The organism is Streptomyces sp. 11-1-2 (assembly GCF_003595545.1).
Taxonomy (GTDB): domain Bacteria; phylum Actinomycetota; class Actinomycetes; order Streptomycetales; family Streptomycetaceae; genus Streptomyces; species Streptomyces hygroscopicus_B.
Genome location: NZ_CP022545.1, coordinates 4,102,466 through 4,120,238 on the forward strand (window position 1 = coordinate 4,102,466; position 17,773 = coordinate 4,120,238).

20 protein-coding genes are annotated in these 17,773 nt (G+C 71.6%); 9 read left to right on the forward strand and 11 right to left on the reverse strand.

Features of this window, described 5'->3' with window-relative positions; all coding sequences use genetic code 11:
- Positions 1-143 precede the first annotated feature (143 nt).
- The gene (locus tag CGL27_RS17490) at positions 144-347 is read left to right on the forward strand and encodes a hypothetical protein (RefSeq protein WP_078641331.1); all 204 of its coding nucleotides are present in this window, start codon (positions 144-146) and stop codon (positions 345-347) included.
- A gap of 93 nt (positions 348-440) precedes the next feature.
- Positions 441-1,040 (forward strand): hypothetical protein, encoded by a 600-nt coding sequence (locus tag CGL27_RS17495; protein ID WP_119988249.1) that lies wholly within the window; start codon positions 441-443, stop codon positions 1,038-1,040.
- A 30-nt stretch (positions 1,041-1,070) separates the two neighbouring features.
- On the opposite strand, the gene CGL27_RS17500 is transcribed toward CGL27_RS17495, so the two are convergent.
- The gene (locus CGL27_RS17500) at positions 1,071-1,787 is read right to left on the reverse strand and encodes a haloacid dehalogenase type II (RefSeq protein WP_119988252.1); all 717 of its coding nucleotides are present in this window, start codon (positions 1,785-1,787) and stop codon (positions 1,071-1,073) included.
- A gap of 143 nt (positions 1,788-1,930) precedes the next feature.
- Between CGL27_RS17500 and CGL27_RS17505 the strand changes: the two genes are divergently transcribed.
- A complete protein-coding gene (locus CGL27_RS17505; RefSeq protein ID WP_119988254.1) occupies positions 1,931-2,548 on the forward strand; it encodes a CGNR zinc finger domain-containing protein in 618 nt (205 codons plus the stop codon).
- A gap of 10 nt (positions 2,549-2,558) precedes the next feature.
- Here CGL27_RS17505 and CGL27_RS17510 read toward each other — a convergent pair whose 3' ends face one another.
- Complete coding sequence (locus tag CGL27_RS17510; RefSeq protein WP_240450536.1) at positions 2,559-3,089, reverse strand: MarR family transcriptional regulator; 531 nt, start codon at positions 3,087-3,089, stop codon at positions 2,559-2,561.
- Between the two features lie 59 nt (positions 3,090-3,148).
- Here CGL27_RS17510 and CGL27_RS17515 point away from each other — a divergent pair, with 59 nt between their 5' ends.
- Positions 3,149-4,093, forward strand: coding sequence for an amidohydrolase family protein (locus CGL27_RS17515; protein ID WP_119988260.1), 945 nt, complete (start codon positions 3,149-3,151; stop codon positions 4,091-4,093).
- 135 nt (positions 4,094-4,228) lie between these two features.
- Positions 4,229-4,702 carry a carboxymuconolactone decarboxylase family protein gene (locus CGL27_RS17520; protein WP_119988263.1) on the forward strand — a complete coding sequence of 158 codons (474 nt, stop codon included), beginning with the start codon at positions 4,229-4,231 and terminating at the stop codon, positions 4,700-4,702.
- A gap of 30 nt (positions 4,703-4,732) precedes the next feature.
- Here the strand turns inward: CGL27_RS17520 and CGL27_RS17525 are convergent, their stop codons facing one another.
- Positions 4,733-5,098 carry an MmcQ/YjbR family DNA-binding protein gene (locus CGL27_RS17525; protein ID WP_119988265.1) on the reverse strand — a complete coding sequence of 122 codons (366 nt, stop codon included), beginning with the start codon at positions 5,096-5,098 and terminating at the stop codon, positions 4,733-4,735.
- Positions 5,099-5,319: 221 nt separating this feature from the next.
- Between CGL27_RS17525 and CGL27_RS17530 the strand changes: the two genes are divergently transcribed.
- Positions 5,320-6,078, forward strand: a complete 759-nt coding sequence (locus tag CGL27_RS17530; RefSeq protein WP_205587714.1) for a DJ-1/PfpI family protein — start codon at positions 5,320-5,322, stop codon at positions 6,076-6,078.
- A gap of 90 nt (positions 6,079-6,168) precedes the next feature.
- Here the strand turns inward: CGL27_RS17530 and CGL27_RS17535 are convergent, their stop codons facing one another.
- The 3 genes from CGL27_RS17535 to CGL27_RS17545 form a co-directional block, all read right to left on the reverse strand.
- On the reverse strand, positions 6,169-6,708 hold the full coding sequence (locus CGL27_RS17535) for an N-acetyltransferase (protein ID WP_078641339.1): 540 nt from the start codon (positions 6,706-6,708) through the stop codon (positions 6,169-6,171).
- A gap of 73 nt (positions 6,709-6,781) precedes the next feature.
- Complete coding sequence (locus CGL27_RS17540; RefSeq protein WP_240450537.1) at positions 6,782-7,510, reverse strand: Clp protease N-terminal domain-containing protein; 729 nt, start codon at positions 7,508-7,510, stop codon at positions 6,782-6,784.
- The gene (locus tag CGL27_RS17545) at positions 7,510-7,719 is read right to left on the reverse strand and encodes a helix-turn-helix domain-containing protein (protein WP_078641341.1); all 210 of its coding nucleotides are present in this window, start codon (positions 7,717-7,719) and stop codon (positions 7,510-7,512) included. The genes CGL27_RS17540 and CGL27_RS17545 overlap by 1 nt, the downstream gene beginning before the upstream one ends.
- Before the next feature lie 102 nt (positions 7,720-7,821).
- Here CGL27_RS17545 and CGL27_RS17550 point away from each other — a divergent pair, with 102 nt between their 5' ends.
- From CGL27_RS17550 to CGL27_RS17560, 3 genes are all read left to right on the forward strand, one after another.
- Positions 7,822-8,466, forward strand: a complete 645-nt coding sequence (locus tag CGL27_RS17550) for a GNAT family protein (protein ID WP_119988271.1) — start codon at positions 7,822-7,824, stop codon at positions 8,464-8,466.
- Between the two features lie 167 nt (positions 8,467-8,633).
- Positions 8,634-8,825 carry a YegP family protein gene (locus CGL27_RS17555; RefSeq protein WP_078647411.1) on the forward strand — a complete coding sequence of 64 codons (192 nt, stop codon included), beginning with the start codon at positions 8,634-8,636 and terminating at the stop codon, positions 8,823-8,825.
- 152 nt (positions 8,826-8,977) lie between these two features.
- Complete coding sequence (locus CGL27_RS17560; protein ID WP_119988274.1) at positions 8,978-10,084, forward strand: hypothetical protein; 1,107 nt, start codon at positions 8,978-8,980, stop codon at positions 10,082-10,084.
- 45 nt (positions 10,085-10,129) lie between these two features.
- Here CGL27_RS17560 and CGL27_RS17565 read toward each other — a convergent pair whose 3' ends face one another.
- The 5 genes from CGL27_RS17565 to leuA form a co-directional block, all read right to left on the reverse strand.
- A complete protein-coding gene (locus CGL27_RS17565) occupies positions 10,130-10,978 on the reverse strand; it encodes a response regulator (RefSeq protein ID WP_276147864.1) in 849 nt (282 codons plus the stop codon).
- Positions 10,975-12,369, reverse strand: a complete 1,395-nt coding sequence (locus CGL27_RS17570) for a sensor histidine kinase (RefSeq protein WP_119988275.1) — start codon at positions 12,367-12,369, stop codon at positions 10,975-10,977. The genes CGL27_RS17565 and CGL27_RS17570 overlap by 4 nt, the downstream gene beginning before the upstream one ends.
- A gap of 123 nt (positions 12,370-12,492) precedes the next feature.
- Positions 12,493-14,736: an MMPL family transporter gene (locus CGL27_RS17575; RefSeq protein WP_119988278.1), complete on the reverse strand. Its 2,244-nt coding sequence runs from the start codon at positions 14,734-14,736 to the stop codon at positions 12,493-12,495.
- 201 nt (positions 14,737-14,937) lie between these two features.
- Positions 14,938-15,648: a TerB family tellurite resistance protein gene (locus tag CGL27_RS17580; protein ID WP_119988281.1), complete on the reverse strand. Its 711-nt coding sequence runs from the start codon at positions 15,646-15,648 to the stop codon at positions 14,938-14,940.
- A gap of 215 nt (positions 15,649-15,863) precedes the next feature.
- Positions 15,864-17,660, reverse strand: coding sequence for a 2-isopropylmalate synthase (gene leuA / locus CGL27_RS17585; protein WP_078641347.1), 1,797 nt, complete (start codon positions 17,658-17,660; stop codon positions 15,864-15,866).
- Positions 17,661-17,773: the final 113 nt, after the last annotated feature.

Here is a 17,773-nt window from a genome sequence, read left to right on the forward strand (position 1 = left end):
CTGTGTGCTGGGCGCGATCTGGGGCGGTCACAACCCGGCGGTGGGGCGGCAGTTGGCGCCCGGTCCGCGTTCTCCATTGCGCACACTGGTTCTACAGAGCGGGTCAGCACGGGCACAACGGATGACGAGTGGGGGAACGCGCCATGGCGGACGGTTGCCGGGACTGTGAGACGTGTACGAGGTCGTGGCTGGGGCGGCTGTTCCAGAACGCGGCGGTGGGGCTGATGCATGTGGTGACGATCGGCATCAGCTATCTGATCAAGAAGGGGTTCAGGCGGCACTGCCCGCAGTGCAAGCACCTGCTGTCACGGCACTCGCGCCGGGATGACGGTTCGTTCCGGGACTGAGCACTCCTCACGGCGTGAAGGTCGGTTGTCCGAGGGTGCCCTTAAGGTCATCGGATCAGCTTGCTTCGACGAGTGAACGAGTGAAGAGGGACCATGTTCGAAGAACGGCTCGCGACGTTCTCCCGTGAGCGGCTGGACGGTCGTCCGATCCCCGACGACCTGCACACGATGCTGGTGGCGCAGTGGGAGAACCGCACCGAATTCCGTGCCCTTCTCGACCTCAGATTCTTCGAATCCGATCAGCTCCATCCACTCCTCGACACCAGCTATCTCAGCGAAAAGGAACGCGCCGACCCCGAGATGCAGGCCATCAACGCCGGAGCCGCCGAGATGGCCAAGTACGTCAAGCTCGTCGCGGAAGGCGGCAAGGGCTGGATCGGCTATTGGCTGCACCCCGACGAGCCCACGGACGGTCCTTGGCCCGTCATCGAGCTGGACACCGAGTTCTCGTACTGGAGCATGGCGGGCAGCACGCTGGCCGAAGCGTGTGCCGCGGACAGAGCCCATTACCACGACGAGCCCGACGACACCCCGTCGGCGTTCTCCCAACTGTCCGCCCGGCTGGCCGAGTTGGGGCTCTCTCTCAGCGGGCAGGACCATGACGACCTCTACGATCCCGAATGGATGGTGGATCCTGAGGAGCTCATGGAAGAGCTCATCGATGCCGAGCGCGCGAAGCGGGGTATCGCCTGAGCCCCGTAATGGTCTGAGCCCTGTAATGGATCAAGCGCCCTGGAGCTTGTCGAGTTGGTCGGCCAGGTCGGCCAGGTCGTCCGCGTGCACGTCGAAGCGGTCCGAGGCGGTGGGCGGGTCGCCTACGGGGCGGGCGACGTAGGCGGTGCGCAGGCCGAGGCGCTGCGCTCCACGCAGGTCCCAGGCGTGGGCGGCGACCATCAGCAGCCGCTCCGGCGGTCGTCCGGAAACGGTGACGGCCAGTTGGTAGACGGCTGGGTCCGGCTTATAGGTCCGGGCGTCTTCGGCGGACAGGGCCTGGTGCCAGCGCAGTCCGGCATGGGCGTTGAGTCCCAGCAGCGCCGTACGGCTCGCATTGGAGAGCCCGATCAGCGGGAACCGTTCGGCGAGGCGGGCGAGCCCCGCCACCGTGTCGGGCCACGGCGGGAGCCGACGGCCGGACAGGGCCAGCGCCGCTACGGCGGCCGGGTCGTCGACTCCGGCGGCGTCGGCGACGAGCCGGGCGGCCTCCTGGTCGAGGGCGTCGCTGGTGAGGTAGGGGCGGTCGCCGTCGAGGACGCGGCGCTGCTCGCGGTCGATGTGCTGCTGCCACAGCGACAGAAGCTCATCGACCCTGCAGTCGTCGAGCGACGGGGCTGACGCGGCTGACGGGGCGAGTTCATGAATACCGGCGTGGATACCGGCGGGTTCGTCGACGAGCGTGCCGAGCACGTCGAAGACGAGGGCATCGATCTCCAGCTCTGACATGGGCGATCTCCTGGATGAAGCCACGGCAGGGGGCACGGGCGGCGGCAGTCACCACCCGCCCCCGGTCCCGCCCACCGGCTCGCATGCGTAAGGGGTAAAGTCGCTTTTAGCCGAAGGTAGCGAGAGGTTCGTCAAGGATGCAAGTGGCGTTGGACGATTACGTCTGGGCGGCTGGGGTCGCGACCGAGCTGGTCAACACCACTGCCGAGGTCTGGCGCGGCGACGACCACCTGCCCGACCTGGCCGCCCTCGTCGCGTTCGCCGATCTGCTCGGCGGTCAGTCCGGAGACGAGGGCGTTCGCGATGGGCTGTCCGAGCTCGCCCGCCGCGCACGCCCAGCCGAGCTGCGTGCGGTCCACGCACTTCGGGTGACGGTGCGCGATCTGATCGATCACCCCGACCGCGATCACCTCATCGCCGGTGCCACCGCGCTCACCTCGCCCGCCCAGGGCACCACCCTGATTCCCGATCCCGGGCGCGAGAACCGCACCCGCTGGGCCGCCCCGCTCCGGGACGGAGCAACCGTCGCCGACGCCCTCTCGTTGATCTGCGGCATGGGCATCCTCGGGGCCGTACACACCCTCGGCGAGCAGCGGTTCCGCCCGTGCACCGCGCCCACCTGCCGTGGAGTGTTCATCGACACCACCCGGCCCGGTAGCCGTCGCTACTGCATGCCCGGCCTGTGCGGCAACCGCGCCAATGTCGCCAACCACCGCGCCCGCCACGCCGCGACGCGCGGACGGGGCACCAACCCCCAGTAGGCCGCCGCTGCTATGGGGTTCCCGCCGGGCCCGGGATGGTTGCGCTGATCATGCCGGTCAGGCGGTGCAGTTGCGCGGCCAGGGCGCGGCGCTCCTGCGGGGTGAACTGCGACAGCGCCTCGTACTGGCGCGCCCGTAGCTCGGTCCGCATCGCGGTGAGGCGTTCGGCGCCTTCTTCGGTGAGGCGGACGAGGACCTGGCGCTCGTCCTGCGGCGAGCGACGCCGCGTGATCACGCCCTTGGCCTCCAGTTGCTGGAGCATGCGGGTCGCGGTGGGCACGCTGACCTCGGCGCCGGCCGCGAGGCGGCCGACCGGCAGGCCGTCCCCCTCGGCGTCCTGCGCCAGGGGGTCGAGCAGGGCCACCTGGGACATGGACAGACCGACCGCGGACTGGCCGACGGTGGCGGCCCGCGAGCGCCGCATGGCGTAGAAGAGCCGGTCGGCGGCCTGGGCCAGGTCTTCCACGCCCGCCTCGGGGGCGCAATCGGGCGCGGGACCGGCCGCTGGTTCGCCCGTCTCTTGGTTGCCTGCCTCTCGCATGATTGTTAGCTTACTAAATAAGATTGGTTAGCAAGCTAAGTACTAGGAGGCTCATCATCATGACCTTCCCCGCCCGTATCGACGTCCACCAGCACATCGTCCCGCCCATCTGGGCCCAGACCCTCGCCGCGCACGGCCTCGACTCCGGCGGCTGGGCCATCCCCGCCTGGAGCCCGACCGACGCCATCGCGATGATGGATCAGCAGGGCATCGCCACCGGCGTCCTGTCGGTCACCTCCCCCGGCGTCCACCTGGGCAGCGACGCACAGGCGCGCGACCTCGCCCGCGCCGTCAACGAGTACGGCGCCGAGGTCGTCAGGGACCACCCCGGCCGCTTCGGCCACTTCGCCAGCGTCCCGCTGCCCGACGTCGACGCCGCCCTGGCCGAGACCGCGCACGCGCTGGACACCCTGGGTGCCGACGGCGTCGTCCTGATGTCCAACGCCCACGGCCGCTACCTCGGCGACCCCGACTTCGAACCGCTGTGGGCCGAAATCGACCGCCGCGGCGCCACCGTCTTCGTCCACCCCGCCCAGCCGCCGATGCCGCTCCTGCCCGGCACCCCCGCCCCGCTGGCCGACTACGTCTTCGACACCACGCGCACCGCCCTCAACCTGGTGCTGAACGGCGTCATGAGCCGCTACCCGGACATGCGCGTGATCCTCTCCCACGGCGGCGGCTTCCTGCCCTACGCCGCGTACCGCTTCTCCGGCCTGACCTCCACCGTCGTCGACCGCGAGCGCGAGGCCGGGGACATCCTGCGCGACCTGAAGCGGTTCTACTTCGACACCGCGCTGTCCGCGAGCCCCAGCGCCCTGCCCGCGCTGCTGGCCTTCGCCGAGCCCGGTCACGTCCTCTACGGCAGCGACTGGCCCTTCGCGCCCCAGGACGCCGGGACCTACTACAACCACTACCTGGAGACCTACCCCGACTACGCCCCCGGGCAGGCCGAGGCCATCGACCGCGGCAACGCCGAGGCGCTCTTCCCCCGCCTCGCCCGCTGACCCGCCGCCTCATCGCCTCGCCGCCTCGCCGCTGTGAGGGAGACGCAGGTCACATGCGGTCCTGTCACATCTCCCCGAACCGTTCCGTCAGGGAGGTGTCACCACAGCCACCGCAACGGCATAGGAGAGCTCACCATGGATGCTCGCTTGAACCTCTTCGGCAACCCGCTCCTCGGCACGTTCCTGAAGCACATCAACTCCGCGGGCAAGGCGGTCACGGGCTCGGCGCTGCCGGCCGCGACGCAGGAGCTGGTGAAGCTCCGCGCCAGCCAGATCAACGGCTGCGGCTTCTGCACCGACATGCACACCAAGGATGCCGCGAAGGCCGGGGAGACCTCGACGCGCCTCAACCTCGTCGCGGTCTGGCGGGAGGCCACGGTGTTCACCGACGCCGAGCGCGCCGCCCTGGAGCTGGCGGAGCAGGGCACCCGCATCGCCGACGCGGCCGGTGGGGTCACGGACGAGGCGTGGGCGAACGCGGCCAAGCACTACGACGAGGAACAGCTCGCCGCCCTGGTGGCCATCATCGCCATCATCAACACCTACAACCGCCTGAACGTCATCGTCCAACAGCCCGCCGGCGACTACCAGCCCGGCCAGTTCGGCTGAGACCGGCCCGGCGTCCGCCGTTGGAAACCCTCATGGGCGGTCGAGCCGGAGGCGCTCGGCCTTCGGCAGCCCCGCGACCACCAGGTCGTAGGAGTCCTCGATGAGCTCCCGGACCAGCCGGTCCGGGAGGCCGCCGTCGACCGTCACCGTGTTCCAGTGGCGCTTGTTCATATGCCACCCCGGGATGATCAGCTCCGGATGCCCCTCACGGAGCCGGCCCGCGTCCGCCGGGTCGCACTTCAGATTCACCGTGAGGGGGCGGGCGTCCGGCGTCGTCAGGGCGAAGATCTTGCCGACCACCTTGAAGGCCGCGACCTCCGGGTGGCGGGAGAACGGGAACTCCTCCACCGCCGCGTTGAAGGAGAGGCAGAAGGACCGCAGTTTTTCGGGGGTCACTCCGGATTCTCCTCGTACTAGACGCACTCGACGCACTCGACCGAAAGGCTCAAGGGGTGCAACAACGAACCCAGAACCCACCGTAGCCCGTGCCTCCGACAGCCGACTGGCGAGAATCCGTGGAGGCTCGGCAGAAACGCTCGTGGTTGATGCCACCGCCCGTGCATAACCTGCTGAAAAGCGCGATTCCACGCGCTTTCGGCACACCACGGAGGATCGAGTTGGCAGGCGAGACGACGACACAGGAGAACGGCCCGCAGGCGGGCGCGGGCGCACGTCCGATGGACGTCGGCATGCTGCTGTACGGAGGGCATACGACGCTCGACTTCGTCGGTCCGCATCTGGCCTTCGCGAGTGCGGGCATGCGGGTCCACCTGGTGTCGCACTCACTCGAACCAGTGGTGTCCGACATCGGCCTGGCCGTCCTGCCGACCGTCACCCTCCAGGACTGCCCCGCCGACCTGGACATCCTGTTCGTACCCGGCGGACGCGTCGACGAGGTGCTGCTCGACCGCACCACGCTCGACTTCCTCGCGCACCATGGGCGTACGGCCTCGTACATCACCTCGGTCTGCACCGGCTCGCTCGCGCTCGCCGCGGCGGGCCTGCTCGACGGCTACCGGGCCGCGACCCACTGGGCCACGCGGGACCAACTGGCGCGGTTCGGCGTCGAGGTGTCGAGCGAGCGCGTGTGCATCGACAGGAACAGGGTCACCGGCGGCGGTGTGACCGCGGGTATCGACTTCGGGCTCACCCTCATCGCACGCGTGCTCGGCGAGGACGCCGCGAAACTCGCCCAGCTGGCCATGGAATACGACCCCCAGCCGCCCTTCGACGCCGGTTCCCCCGAGGGCGCCGGGCCCGAAGTGGTGGCCCGATTCGCCGAGTTCGTCGAAGCCACCATCGGCGAACGCATCGACGAATCCATCGCCCGCGCCGTCTCGCGGGCATTGGAGCAGCGCGCGGCGCAGAACGCGTGACGGAATCACCTCAACGCGCCCTGCCGTTGTCGCCGACCGGCAGCCTGGGCCGGCTTCCGGGCTGCGGGCTGCGGGCTGCGGGCTGCGGGCTCAGACGTGGTTGAACGGTTCGGCGTACGCGAAGGCCCCCTTGAGGGTGGGCTGATAGGCGGTCAGGGTCCGGACCTGGAAGTATTCGCCCCAGGCCGGGTCCGGGGCCGTGATGCCGTAGTCGGTCGACGGGCGGAAGCCGAACCGGCCGTAGTAGGCGGGGCTGCCCAGCAGGGCGACCAGCGATTCACCGAAGGCGTCCGCGGCGCCGAGCACCGCGTGGACGAGCGCCTGGCCGACGCCGCGGCGCTGATGGGCGGGGTGCACGCTGAGCGGTCCGAGACCGAGGGCGAGGGCCAGGTCGGAGCCGACATGGCCACGGGTGCAGACGACATGTCCGATCACCTCGTCGCGGTCGCCGGTGGCGACGAACGACAGGGCGGGCAACCAGCCGTCGCTGATCCGGAGTTCGTCCAGCAGCGCGGTCTCGACCGGGACCGGGGTGTCCGGGGTATCCGAGGTGTCCGGCTTCGCGAACGCGGCCGAGGTGACGGCCCGGATGGCGTCGATGTCGGAGCGGGTCTCTCGTCGGATCAACATCGGGTCAGGATGCGTCCCAACACGGTGCGGGAGCAAACCAATTGTGCGCCCTCGCGCGGGGCGGGCTCCCGGGTCAGCCCTTCGTGGCGCGGGCGGCGAGGGCTCGTTCGACCTGGATGTACGTCACGTCGTGGTCGGCCAGGACATGCGCGGCGACACCGGGGCGGGCGGTGAGGGCGAGCAGCAGATGCTCATCCCCGATGTGCTTGTCGCCGCGGGCGAGGGCGATCCGCAGCGAGCGCTCCAGCACCGACTTGGTCTCCCGGGAGAACGGGCGGCGCAGGGGGCGCCTGCCGCGGCGGGGAGCGCGTGCGGAGGCGGATCCGGGAGCGGAATCGGGGGTGGAGTCGGGGGTGGATCCGGCCGTGGCGAGGGCGCCCACGCCATGGGCCTCCTCCACCCGCGCGACGATCTCGTCCACATCGATGCCGAGCCCGGCCAGCGCCTCCACATCGGCGCCGGTGATGCCCCCGCGTCGGCGGACCTCGGCCAGGGCCCGCTCGATCGAGGCGCGTCGGCCGTGCGCGCCGAGGGCGGTGAGAACCTCGGCGGCGGGGCTGCCCTTACGGTCGCCGCGGGCACGGCCGCCGCCCTTACGGCCGCCGGGAACCTCCGTATGGCTGCCGCCGTCCTCCGTACGGCCGCTGTCGGCACCGCCGCCGCCCGTGCGGCCGCTGTCCGTACGGTCTAGGAGCGCGAGCAGCAGCTCGGCCTCGCCGACCGTGTCGGCCCCGGTGTCCTCCGCGTGGCGGACGGCGCCGCGTACGACCTCGCGGGCACTGGTGGTGAACCTCTCGAACATCAACGCCTCCCGTGCTTCTTGTGGACCGCCTGCCTGCTGACGCCCAGTTCGGCGGCGATCTCCTGCCACGACCAGCCCTGGGCACGGGCGCCGCGCACCTGCACGGCTTCCAGTTGCTCCAGCAACCGGCGCAGCGCGGCGACGGCACGCAGTCCGACCCGGGGGTCCCGGTCGCCCGCGCGCTCGGCGAGATCCGTTGCTTCGGTCATGCTGTCAATGTAGGTTGACGCCCCGCCCGCCGTCAACATGGGTTGACGAATGAGCCCGTAATTGGTTCGACGCGGCGGCCGTACGTCCGGCAGTCTCCCGTCATGGACCCCCATTACTGGCCCCTGTACGGGCTTCGCCTTCGTACGCCGCGCCTGGAACTGCGGCTTCCCGACATCCCCCTGCTCGACGAACTCGCCGCGGTCGCGGCGGACGGGGTACACGACCCGGCCGAGATGCCCTTCAGCATTCCCTGGACCGACGCGCCCCCGGAGGAGCGCGGACGCAGCTCCTTCCAGCATCTGCTGGGCACGATCGCCGAGTGGCGGCCGGAGAAGTGGGCGCTGAGCCTCGCGGTGCTGCATGAGGGCGCGGTGATCGGGCGGCAGGACCTGTTCGCGACCGAATTCGCGGTCACGCGGGAGGCCGAGACGGGCTCCTGGCTGGGCGCCGCCCATCAGGGCAAGGGCCTGGGCACGGAGATGCGGGCGGCGGTGGCACACCTGGCGTTCGAGGGCTTGGGCGCGCTGTCGCTGACCTCGGGCGCGATGGTGGAGAACGGCCGCTCGCTGGGGGTCTCCCGGCGGCTCGGCTACCGCCCCGACGGGCTGTCCGTGGTCGCCGTAAGGGGCGAGGCCCGCACCATTCAACGGCTGCGGCTGGACCGCGCGGCCTGGGAAGAGCACCGCGCCACCCCGGTCGAGATGGCCGGACTGGAGCCGTGCCGCGCGCTGTTCGGCGCTCCGTGATGGGACTGATGGACCTTGATTGGACCCTGATGGGCCTCGATTGGACCTCGATGGGCCTCGATGGGCCCTGACGCCCCTCTGATGCGCCCTGATGCGAGAGTGCGAGGCCGCATCGCCCGCTCTACGGTGGTTTGAGGGGGTCGGTGCGGCTAATGGAGGTGGCATCCATGGCGGGCAAGTTCGAGATCTACGAGGACAAGGGCGGCAAGCACCGCTTCCGGCTGAAGGCGGGCAACGGCGAGATCATCGCCGTCGGCGAAGCCTACGAGTCCAAGTCGGCCGCGCAGAAGGGCGTCGAATCCGTCAAGAAGAACGCCCCGACGGCCGAGATCAAGGAAATCCCGAGCGACAAGATGTAAGCGCGGCAAGCGCGGAACGGCGGAGGGCAGGCGCGGGCCCGACGACGGCCGCCCGCGGCGAACCGGGGACGGGGGCAGGCCGGGGAAGGGCCGGGTAGCCGTGCCCTCGTGCGGGCAACCGCGTTCGCACCGCTCTGGTTACCCTCCCTTCCGTGGTCAAACCTCATATATCGAAGCCTCTGGCCAAGGGGCGCGCCTCGCTCCGGCGTCTGCGCAAGGCGTTCCTGCGGCGCTGGCGCCATCCGCGGCTGAAATGGCCCAAGCGGATCGTGGCCGCCTTCGTCGGCTGCCTGGTGCTGGCCGTACTCGCCGCCGGGATCTCCCTGCGGCTGCTGTACGCGGGCGATCCCGGGCCCGGTACGCAGACCCGGGGCCGGGACGCCGTATGGCTCGGACACGCCTGGGTGGACGGTCGCAAGGGCGAGGCCGAACTCCAAGGGCTGGTGCGGCGGGTGCGCGGCACCGGGATCCGCGATCTGTACGTCCACGCGGGCCCGTTGGAACATGACGGCACCCTGCCCCAAGGGCGCTACCCGAAAGCGGGGTGGCTGCTGAAGGCGGTGCACCGCGAACTGCCGGGCGTCCGCGTCCAGGCATGGCTCGGCGACGTTCTGGACACCGAGGGCCCGACCGGGCTCAGCCTCGCCGACGGCGACAACCACACGCGGATCGTGGCCTCGGCGCGCCAGGTGCTGGACGCGGGGTTCGACGGCGTCCACTTCGACTTGGAGCCGCTGCACTCCGAGGACCGCGCCTACCTCGCCCTCCTCGACGCGCTGCACGCCCTCACCCGTCCCCGCCACGTCCCGCTGTCGGTCGCGGCCCACCAGATCGACCCGCTGCCCGCCCTGCACTCGGTCGCGGGGTTCCTGACCGGCCACCCCAAGTGGTGGTCGCAGTCGTACTTCGGGCAGGTGGCACGGCGGGTCGACCAGATCGCGGTGATGTCGTACGACACCTCGATGCCGATGGAGAGCCTCTACGGCGGCTATGTGGCCCAGCAGACGGAACTCGCGCTCGAGGTCACCCCGCCGACCACGGATCTCCTGATGGGCCTCCCCGGCTACCACACCAACAACTTCGGCCGTCACGCCTGGGCCGAGACCGTCCCGGCGGCGGTCCGCGGCGCCCGGCTCGGCCTCGGCCGCGAGGACCGGCGGCGTGAGCGCTTCGGGGTGGCGCTGTACGTGGACTACGCGGCGACGGACGAGGACTGGGCGGCGTACCGGGAGGGCTGGGGGCAGCGCGAGGTGGGCTGACGGGGGGAGCGTGTGGAGCGGGGGCGCCCGGGGCAGGGCGCCCGGTCAGGAGCGGGACGGGGTGACCAGGCCGGACTCGTAGGCCGCGATGACCAGTTGGGCGCGGTCGCGGGCGCCCAGCTTGCCCATGATGCGGCTGACATGGGTCTTGGTGGTGAGCGGTGAGAGGCCGAGGGTCTGGGCGGCCTCGGCGTTGTTGAGGCCGCGGGCGACGAGGGCGAGCACCTGGCGTTCGCGCTCGGAGAGCGCGGCCAGTGCGGCGGGGGCCGGGGCGCCGGGCGGCGGGGCGTCCGGGAGCCGCAGGACGCGGGCGATGAGGCGGGCGGTGGGGCCGGGCGAGAGCAGGGACTCCCCCGCCGCCACGGTCCTTATGGCGTCCAGGAGTTCGGCGGGCCGGGTGTCCTTCACCAGGAAGCCGGACGCGCCCGCGCGCAGCGCCTCGACGATGTGCTCGTCGGTGTCGTAGGTCGTCAGGACGAGGACCCTGACACCGGCGAGGTCCTCGTCGGCGGCGATGCGGCGGGTGGCCTCGATGCCGTCGAGATCGGGCATCCGGATGTCCATGACCACGAGGTCGGCGCGGGCGGTGCGGGCCAGTTCGACGGCCTCGCGGCCGGTGCCCGCCTGCCCGACCACATTCATGTCGCGGGCCGAGGAGACCAGCATGGCGAAGGCGGAACGGACCAGCCTCTGGTCGTCGGCGAGCAGCACCCTGATCGGCGCGGCGGTCCCGGACGCCGGATCCGAGGGGGTGGTCCCGGAGGCGGGATCCGGTGGGGTGGTTCCGGCGGCGGGATCCGGCGAGGTGGTCCCGGGGGCGGGGCCCACTGGGGCGGGGCCTGACGCCGGGTCCGCTGGGCTGGTCCGTGGCGCCGGGTCCGGTGCGGTGGTCATGCGGTGGCCTCCCTGGGCGCTGCGGCGGTCTGTCCGGTGCCCGTACGGCCGCCGGGCGCGCCGCCCCTGCCCCACGGCAGCGCGGCCCTGATCGCGAAGCCTGGGCCGTCCTCGCGCGGTCCGGCGGTCAGGGTGCCCGCGACGCTGCGGGCCCGCTCGCGCATGCCGACGATGCCATAGCCCGGTTCGGTGGGCGTGGTAAGGGGCTCACCGTCGCCGTCGGGGCCGTCGTCCACGGCGGCGACGCACAGCTCCCCCTCGTCCCGTACGAGCGTGATCCGCACCCGTGTGCCGGGCGCGTGGCGGACGGCGTTGGTCAGGGCCTCCTGCACGATCCGGTACGCGGCGGCGCCCACGGCGGGCGACAGCTCGACTCCCTCCACGCCGACCGTAAGGTCCACGCGTACGCCCGCCGCCTCCGCCGCCGCGGCCAGGTCGGCGAGTCCGGCGAGCCCTGGCAGCGGGCCGATGTCCTCCTCGTCCGCGCGGTCGGCGTCGCCGTCCGCGCCCCCGCGGAGCACCTGGAGGGTGGCCCGGAGTTCGGCGCGGGCGTCCCGGCAGGTGTCGGCCATCGCGTCGAGTGCCTTGGCCATCGCCTCGCGGTCCAGCCGTTCGGGGTCGGCGATCAGGACATGCGCCGCGACGGAGGTCTGGACGCCGATGAGGGTGATGCTGTGCGCGAGCAGATCGTGCAGATCGCGCGCGATGCGCAGCCGTTCCTCGGCGACCCGCCGGGCCGCCTCCTCCTCGCGGGTCCGCTCGGCGCGTTCGGCCCGCTCCAGGATGGCGGCGATGTACTTACGATGGATACGGACCGCCTCGCCGATCACCACGACCGACAGCACCCAGCCGGAGCTGCGCAGCATGTCGGCGCCGGCCCGCAGGTTGCTGCCCAGGGCCATCGTCGTCACCATGCTCGCGAGCAGAAGGCCGACCGTAAGGAAGGACCGCAGCGGCGGGCCGATCACGGCGAGGGTGTAGACGGCGAGGAGCCCGGCCGGGACGACCGCGATATGGACGTTGCCCATGGCGTGGTACGGCCCGACCATGAGCACCACGGCCGCGGTGACCACCATCGGGCTGTGCCGCCGCCCGACGAGCGCCACGGCGCTGGCGGTGAGCAGCGCCCAGCCGATCGCGTCGGGACGATGGCCGTTCCGATCGAAGTTGAGCAGGGCCAGCGTGATCTGCAGGACCAGCACCGCAGCGGCGATCCCGGCATCCACCCGCCGCCGCCTGCGGGCCTCGTCCCGGGTCTCGGCGGGGCGGGGGCCGCTGTGCAGGGCGCGCAGCACGGAGGCGACCGCGCGGTGGGCGGTGAAGTGCGCGGTCGAGCGCGCGGGTGGGGCGGTCGCGGGGTGGGTCGCGGAAGGTGCGGGCACGGGCTCCATCCTCGGGGATCCGCCTCGGGCCGATCCATAGGGCGGTACGAAAGGGCGGTGCGGAGGGGGCGGTGCGCAGGGGGTTCCGGACCGGCCGTCCCCTGTGCGGCCGGTCCGGGCTCAGAGGCGGCCTCAGCCGCCGCGTACGGCCGGTTCGGGACGGGCCTCGGGGCCGGAGGCGCCGCCCTGGCCTGCCGACGCCGAGGAGGCCGACGAGGCGGGCGAGCCGGACGAGACCGACGAGGCGGGCGTACGGCGGAAGAGGGCACCTGGCCACCACACCCACCGCTTCAGCAGCAGGCTCGCCGACGTCACCAGATACGTCCGCACGAGGAAGGTGTCGAGCAGCACGCCGACGGCCACCACGAACCCCATCTCGACCAGCATCACCATCGGCAGCGAGGCCAGCACCGCGAAGGTCGCCGCCAGCACCAGACCGGCCGACGCGATCACCCCGCCCGTCGTGCGCAGCGCGGTCACGGCCGCGTCCGGGACGTCCGCCCCGCGCAGCGACTCCTCCCGCATCCGGTGCATCAGGAAGATGCCGTAGTCGACGCCGAGGGCGACCAGGAAGACGAAGGAGAGCAGCGGCAGCCCGGGGTCGACCCCGGCGAAGCCGAAGACCGGGTCGAAGAAGAGCCCGCCGACTCCCATCGCGGCGCCCCATACGGCGACCACGGCGACGACCAGGACCAGCGGCGCGACGAGGCTGCGCAGCAGCGCCGCGAGGATCAGCAGCACGGCGATCAGCACCAGCGGGATGACCAGCATCCGGTCGCGGGCGTTGGTGTCCTTCAGATCGAGCTGCTGGGCGCTGGGCCCGCCGACCACCGCGTCGGCGTCCTCGACCCGTACGAGACCGGAGCGCAGGGCGTGCAGGGTGGCGGTCTCTCCGGCCGACTGCGGGGCGCCCTGGGGGAAGACGTCGATCTCCGTCCAGCCGCCGCCGCTGCGCCCGCGGTCCGCACGCGCGACCCCCTCCGTGTCGCGCGCCCGCCGCAGCACCTCGTCCGCCCCCGCGGTGCGCGCCAGCACGCTGATGGGCTGGCTGCTGCTGTCCGGATAGGCGTGGGCGAGGGTCTGGGTAGCGGCCACCGACTCGGGCTTGTCGGTGAAGGTGTCCTCCTGCTTGAGGTCGCCGGGGAGATTGAGCACGCCGATGGCGAGGGCGCCCAGCAGTGCGGCACCGCCGAGGAGGACGGCCCCGGGCCGGCGGCGGGCCGAGCCGCCCATCGCCTCGAAGAACCCGCGCCGGGTCGCCCGCGGCTCACTGCCGTAGGCCGGGATCAGCGGCCAGAACACCCGCCGCCCCAGCAGCACCAGCACCGCGGGCAGCAGCGTCATCATGGCCGCCAGGGCGCAGACGACCCCGACAGCGCCGACCGGGCCCAGTCCGCTGCTGCTGTTGAGGTCGGCGGCGAGCAGACACAGCAGCCCGGCGGCGACGGTGCCGCTGGAGGCGAGCACGGCCGGACCGCAGCCGCGCAGGGCCTCGCGCATCGCGTCGTACGGGGCGCGGTGGCGGCGGAGCTCCTCGCGGTAGCGGGAGACGATCAGCAGGGCGTAGTCGGTGCCCGCGCCGAAGACCAGCACCGTCATGATCGAGGAGCTCATGCTGGTGACGACGAGGTCGAAGCCCTGGACGAGGCCGTAGACGATCGCCATCGCGGCCATGGCGGCGACGCCGACCACCCCCAGCGGAACCAGCCACAGCAGGGGGCTGCGGTAGGTGATGATCAGCAGCAGGGCGACCACCCCGGCGGTGGCGAACATCAGCGTGCCGTCGGTGGAGGCGAAGACCTCCTGCGAGTCGGCGCTGAGCGCCCCGGGACCGCCGACCTGGACGCTCAGGCCCTCGGGGTGGGAGGCGAGCTCGGCGCGGACGTCCTTGACGGCCTCGGCCCGCTCCTTCTCGTCCGTCACGCCGGTGAGCGCCATGGGATACATCAGGGTCGTGCCGTCCTTGGACGGTATGGCGCGCGGCGCCTGCCCACCGACGATGTCGTGGCGCCCCGCCACCTCGGCGACCTTCCCGCCGGCCGCCTTACGGTCGGCATCGGTCAGCCCGCCGTCGCGGTGGTAGACGAGGACGAGGTCGATGGTGTCGCCACCGGGCAGCCGCTCCTGGAGCCGCGCCACCTGGGTGGAGTCGGCGCCCGCCGGGAGGTAGTCGACGGCCGTGTCCCGCTTGACGCCCTCGAGCTTGCCCGCGAAGGGGACGGCGACGAGGAGCAGCAGCACCCAGCCCGCGATGAGCGCCCAGGGCAGTGAGCGGCGCCCCTTGCCGCCGGGCCCGGCGGGCGGCCCGGCCGCGGAGGGCGGCGCCGTGTCCGCTTGATGGGGATCGCTCGGGATCCCTGACGATGTCGTCTGCATGCCCCCAGGCTTCCGGCGCGGGGGCGCCGATACGTCGCGCCGACGACGGAGATGGCGGCTACTGCGCCGGGGGCGGGACGGGGCCGATTACTCCCTGGGGAGTAGGGAGGCGAACCGGAATCTCCGTTTCAGAGCGCCGCCCTTGTGGTTTCAGGACGGCTGCCTTGTGGCGGCTTCAGGACGGCTGCCCTCGTGGCGCCTTCAGAACGCCGCCCGCGTCGCGGCCAGCAGCCGGGCCGTGTCGTCGGGGCAGATCATCAGGGCCCGGCCGACGGTTTCCAGGACCGCGCGCTCGGCCGGGCGGTACGGGCCGTCGGCCACGGCGATCCGGGCGCCCTGCAGGAGGATGGCCTCCCGGCCGGTGGGGGCCAGATGCGGGGCCAGCGGCTCCAGGGCCTCATGCAGCTCGATGGCCAGCGCCGTACCGCACGGGTCCAGACCGTCGCGCTCGCCGCACGCGCCCGGGAGCCGCCCGGTGTCGGCGGCCAGCGCCTCGATGAGCGCGAGGAGCTGGTCCTCGCTGCAGTCGGCGAACCCGGCGGCGCGCACCGCGCCGACCGCGACCTGCCGGACCGCCGTCGCCTCGGTGCCGCCCGCGGCGAGGACCGCGAGGGCCACGGTGTGCACCGCGTCGCGGAGCATCGCGGAGAAGCGGATGGTCGTGGGGTGGTCGAGCACCTCCGTGCCGTAGCGGCCGCCGCAGGCCGCGCATTCCACGATGGGCGCGACCGGTCCGCGTGGAAGCACGGGCAGGCCGAGCAGCACGATGCGACGGCGGCCGGTACGGCGGCGGAAATTGCGGTCACCTCCGCATTCCGGGCAGAAGAACTCACCATCGCCGACGGTCCGCCACAGAGTGCGCACTCCTACCACACACAGGTCCCGGTCACGGCGGGCTCGCCGGTGCACCACGTCACACCTCCATAACGCTTCGGCCACGTTGCCGCGTTGACGTGATGCTAGCCACATCCATGATGTGACGTCAGTACCCCGAACGGAGACAACAGGCCAAACCCGAGGCCCCGCCCACCTCGCATGGTGAACGGGGCCCGTGTGGGTGACAAGGTCAACGGGGTGATGGACCCGTCGGATCCGCCGGATGAGAGATCATCTACGCACCGGAAAAATCACCGGCGCGCCCGGTTCACCGCGGAGACGACCGCCTTGAGCGAGGCCCGCACGATGTTGGCGTCGATCCCGACACCCCACAGCACCTGCCCGTCGATCGCGCATTCGATGTACGCGGCGGCCTGGGACGCGGCGCCCTCGCTCAGGGTGTGCTCGGAGTAGTCCAGCAGCCGTACGTCCACATCGATCGAGGCCAGAGCGTTGAAGAAGGCCGCCAGCGGGCCGTTGCCGGTGCCGGTCAGCACCGTCTCGGCGCCGTCCACGACCGCCTCGACGGTGAGCGCGTCGGTGCCCTCGCTGGTGGTCGACGTCTGCGCGCTGCTCAGCGCGATCCGGCCCCACCGGTTGTCGTCGGTCGGCAGGTACTCGTCCTGGAAGGCCGCCCAGATCTGGCCCGGGGTGACCTCGCCGCCCTCTGCATCGGTCTTGGCCTGAATCGTCTTGGAGAACTCGATCTGCATCCTGCGCGGCAGGTCCAGGTTGTGGTCGTTCTTCAGGACATAGGCGATGCCGCCCTTGCCGGACTGGGAGTTCACCCGGATCACGGCCTCGTAGGAGCGGCCGACGTCCTTGGGGTCGATGGGCAGGTACGGGACCGCCCACTCGATCTCGTCCACCGTCTTGCCCTGCTCGGCGGCGCTCGCCTCCAGCGCCTCGAACCCCTTCTTGATGGCGTCCTGGTGGGAGCCGGAGAAGGAGGTGTAGACCAGATCGCCCGCATAGGGGTGGCGCGGGTGGATCTCCATCTGGTTGCAGTACTCGGCGGTGCGGCGGATCTCGTCGATCTGCGAGAAGTCGATCTGCGGGTCGACGCCCTGGGAGAACAGGTTCATGCCCAGCGTCACCAGGTCGACATTGCCGGTGCGCTCGCCCTGCCCGAACAGACAGCCCTCGATCCGGTCCGCCCCGGCCATGATCGCCAGCTCGGCGGCGGCGACGGCGGTGCCGCGGTCGTTGTGCGGATGCACCGACAGGCAGATGTGCTCGCGCCGGGAGAGATTGCGCGACATCCACTCGAAGCGGTCCGCGTGGGTGGACGGGGTCGAGCGCTCGACGGTGGCCGGCAGATTGAGGATGATCTCGCGGCCCGCCTCGGGCTGCCAGACGTCCATGACGCCCTCGCAGACCTCCAGCGCGAAGTCCAGCTCGGTGTCGGTGAAGATCTCCGGGCTGTACTGGTAGCCGAAGACCGTCTCATCGCCGAGGATCTTGTCGGCGTACTCCACCACCAGCCGGGTGCCGTCCACCGCGATCTGCTTGACCTGCTCCCGGGTGCCGCGGAAGACGACGCGGCGGAAGGTGGGGGCGGTGGCGTTGTACAGGTGCACGGTGGCCCTGTGCGCCCCGCGCAGCGACTCCACGGTGCGCTCGATCAGCTCCTCGCGCGCCTGGGTGAGGACGGAGATCGTCACATCCTCCGGGATCGCGCCCTCCTCGATGATCGACCGTACGAAGCCGAAGTCGGTCTGGCCGGAGGAGGGGAAGCCGACCTCGATCTCCTTGTAGCCCATGCGCACCAGCAGGTCGAACATCTCGCGCTTACGGGCCGGGGACATCGGGTCGATCAGCGCCTGGTTGCCGTCCCGCAGATCGGTGGACAGCCAGCGCGGGGCGACGGTGATCCGGTTGTCCGGCCAGGTGCGGTCCGGGATGTCGACGGCCTCGTACTGGCCATACTTGTGGATCGGCATACCGGAGGGGCGCTGGGTGACGGTCGCGGCCGTGAGGGGCGTGGGACGCCCGACGGCGCTACCGGAGGTCTGGGAATGGCCGGGCGTATCGGAGTGAGTCGTCATGGTGCGCGGGGCTCCTTGGGTAATCCGCTGTCCACAGGACGAATCCGTTGTCGCGGAGTCCTGGGGCGGCCGACAGGGCGTGATCACTGCAACGCCGAACTCCGCGGGGAGGG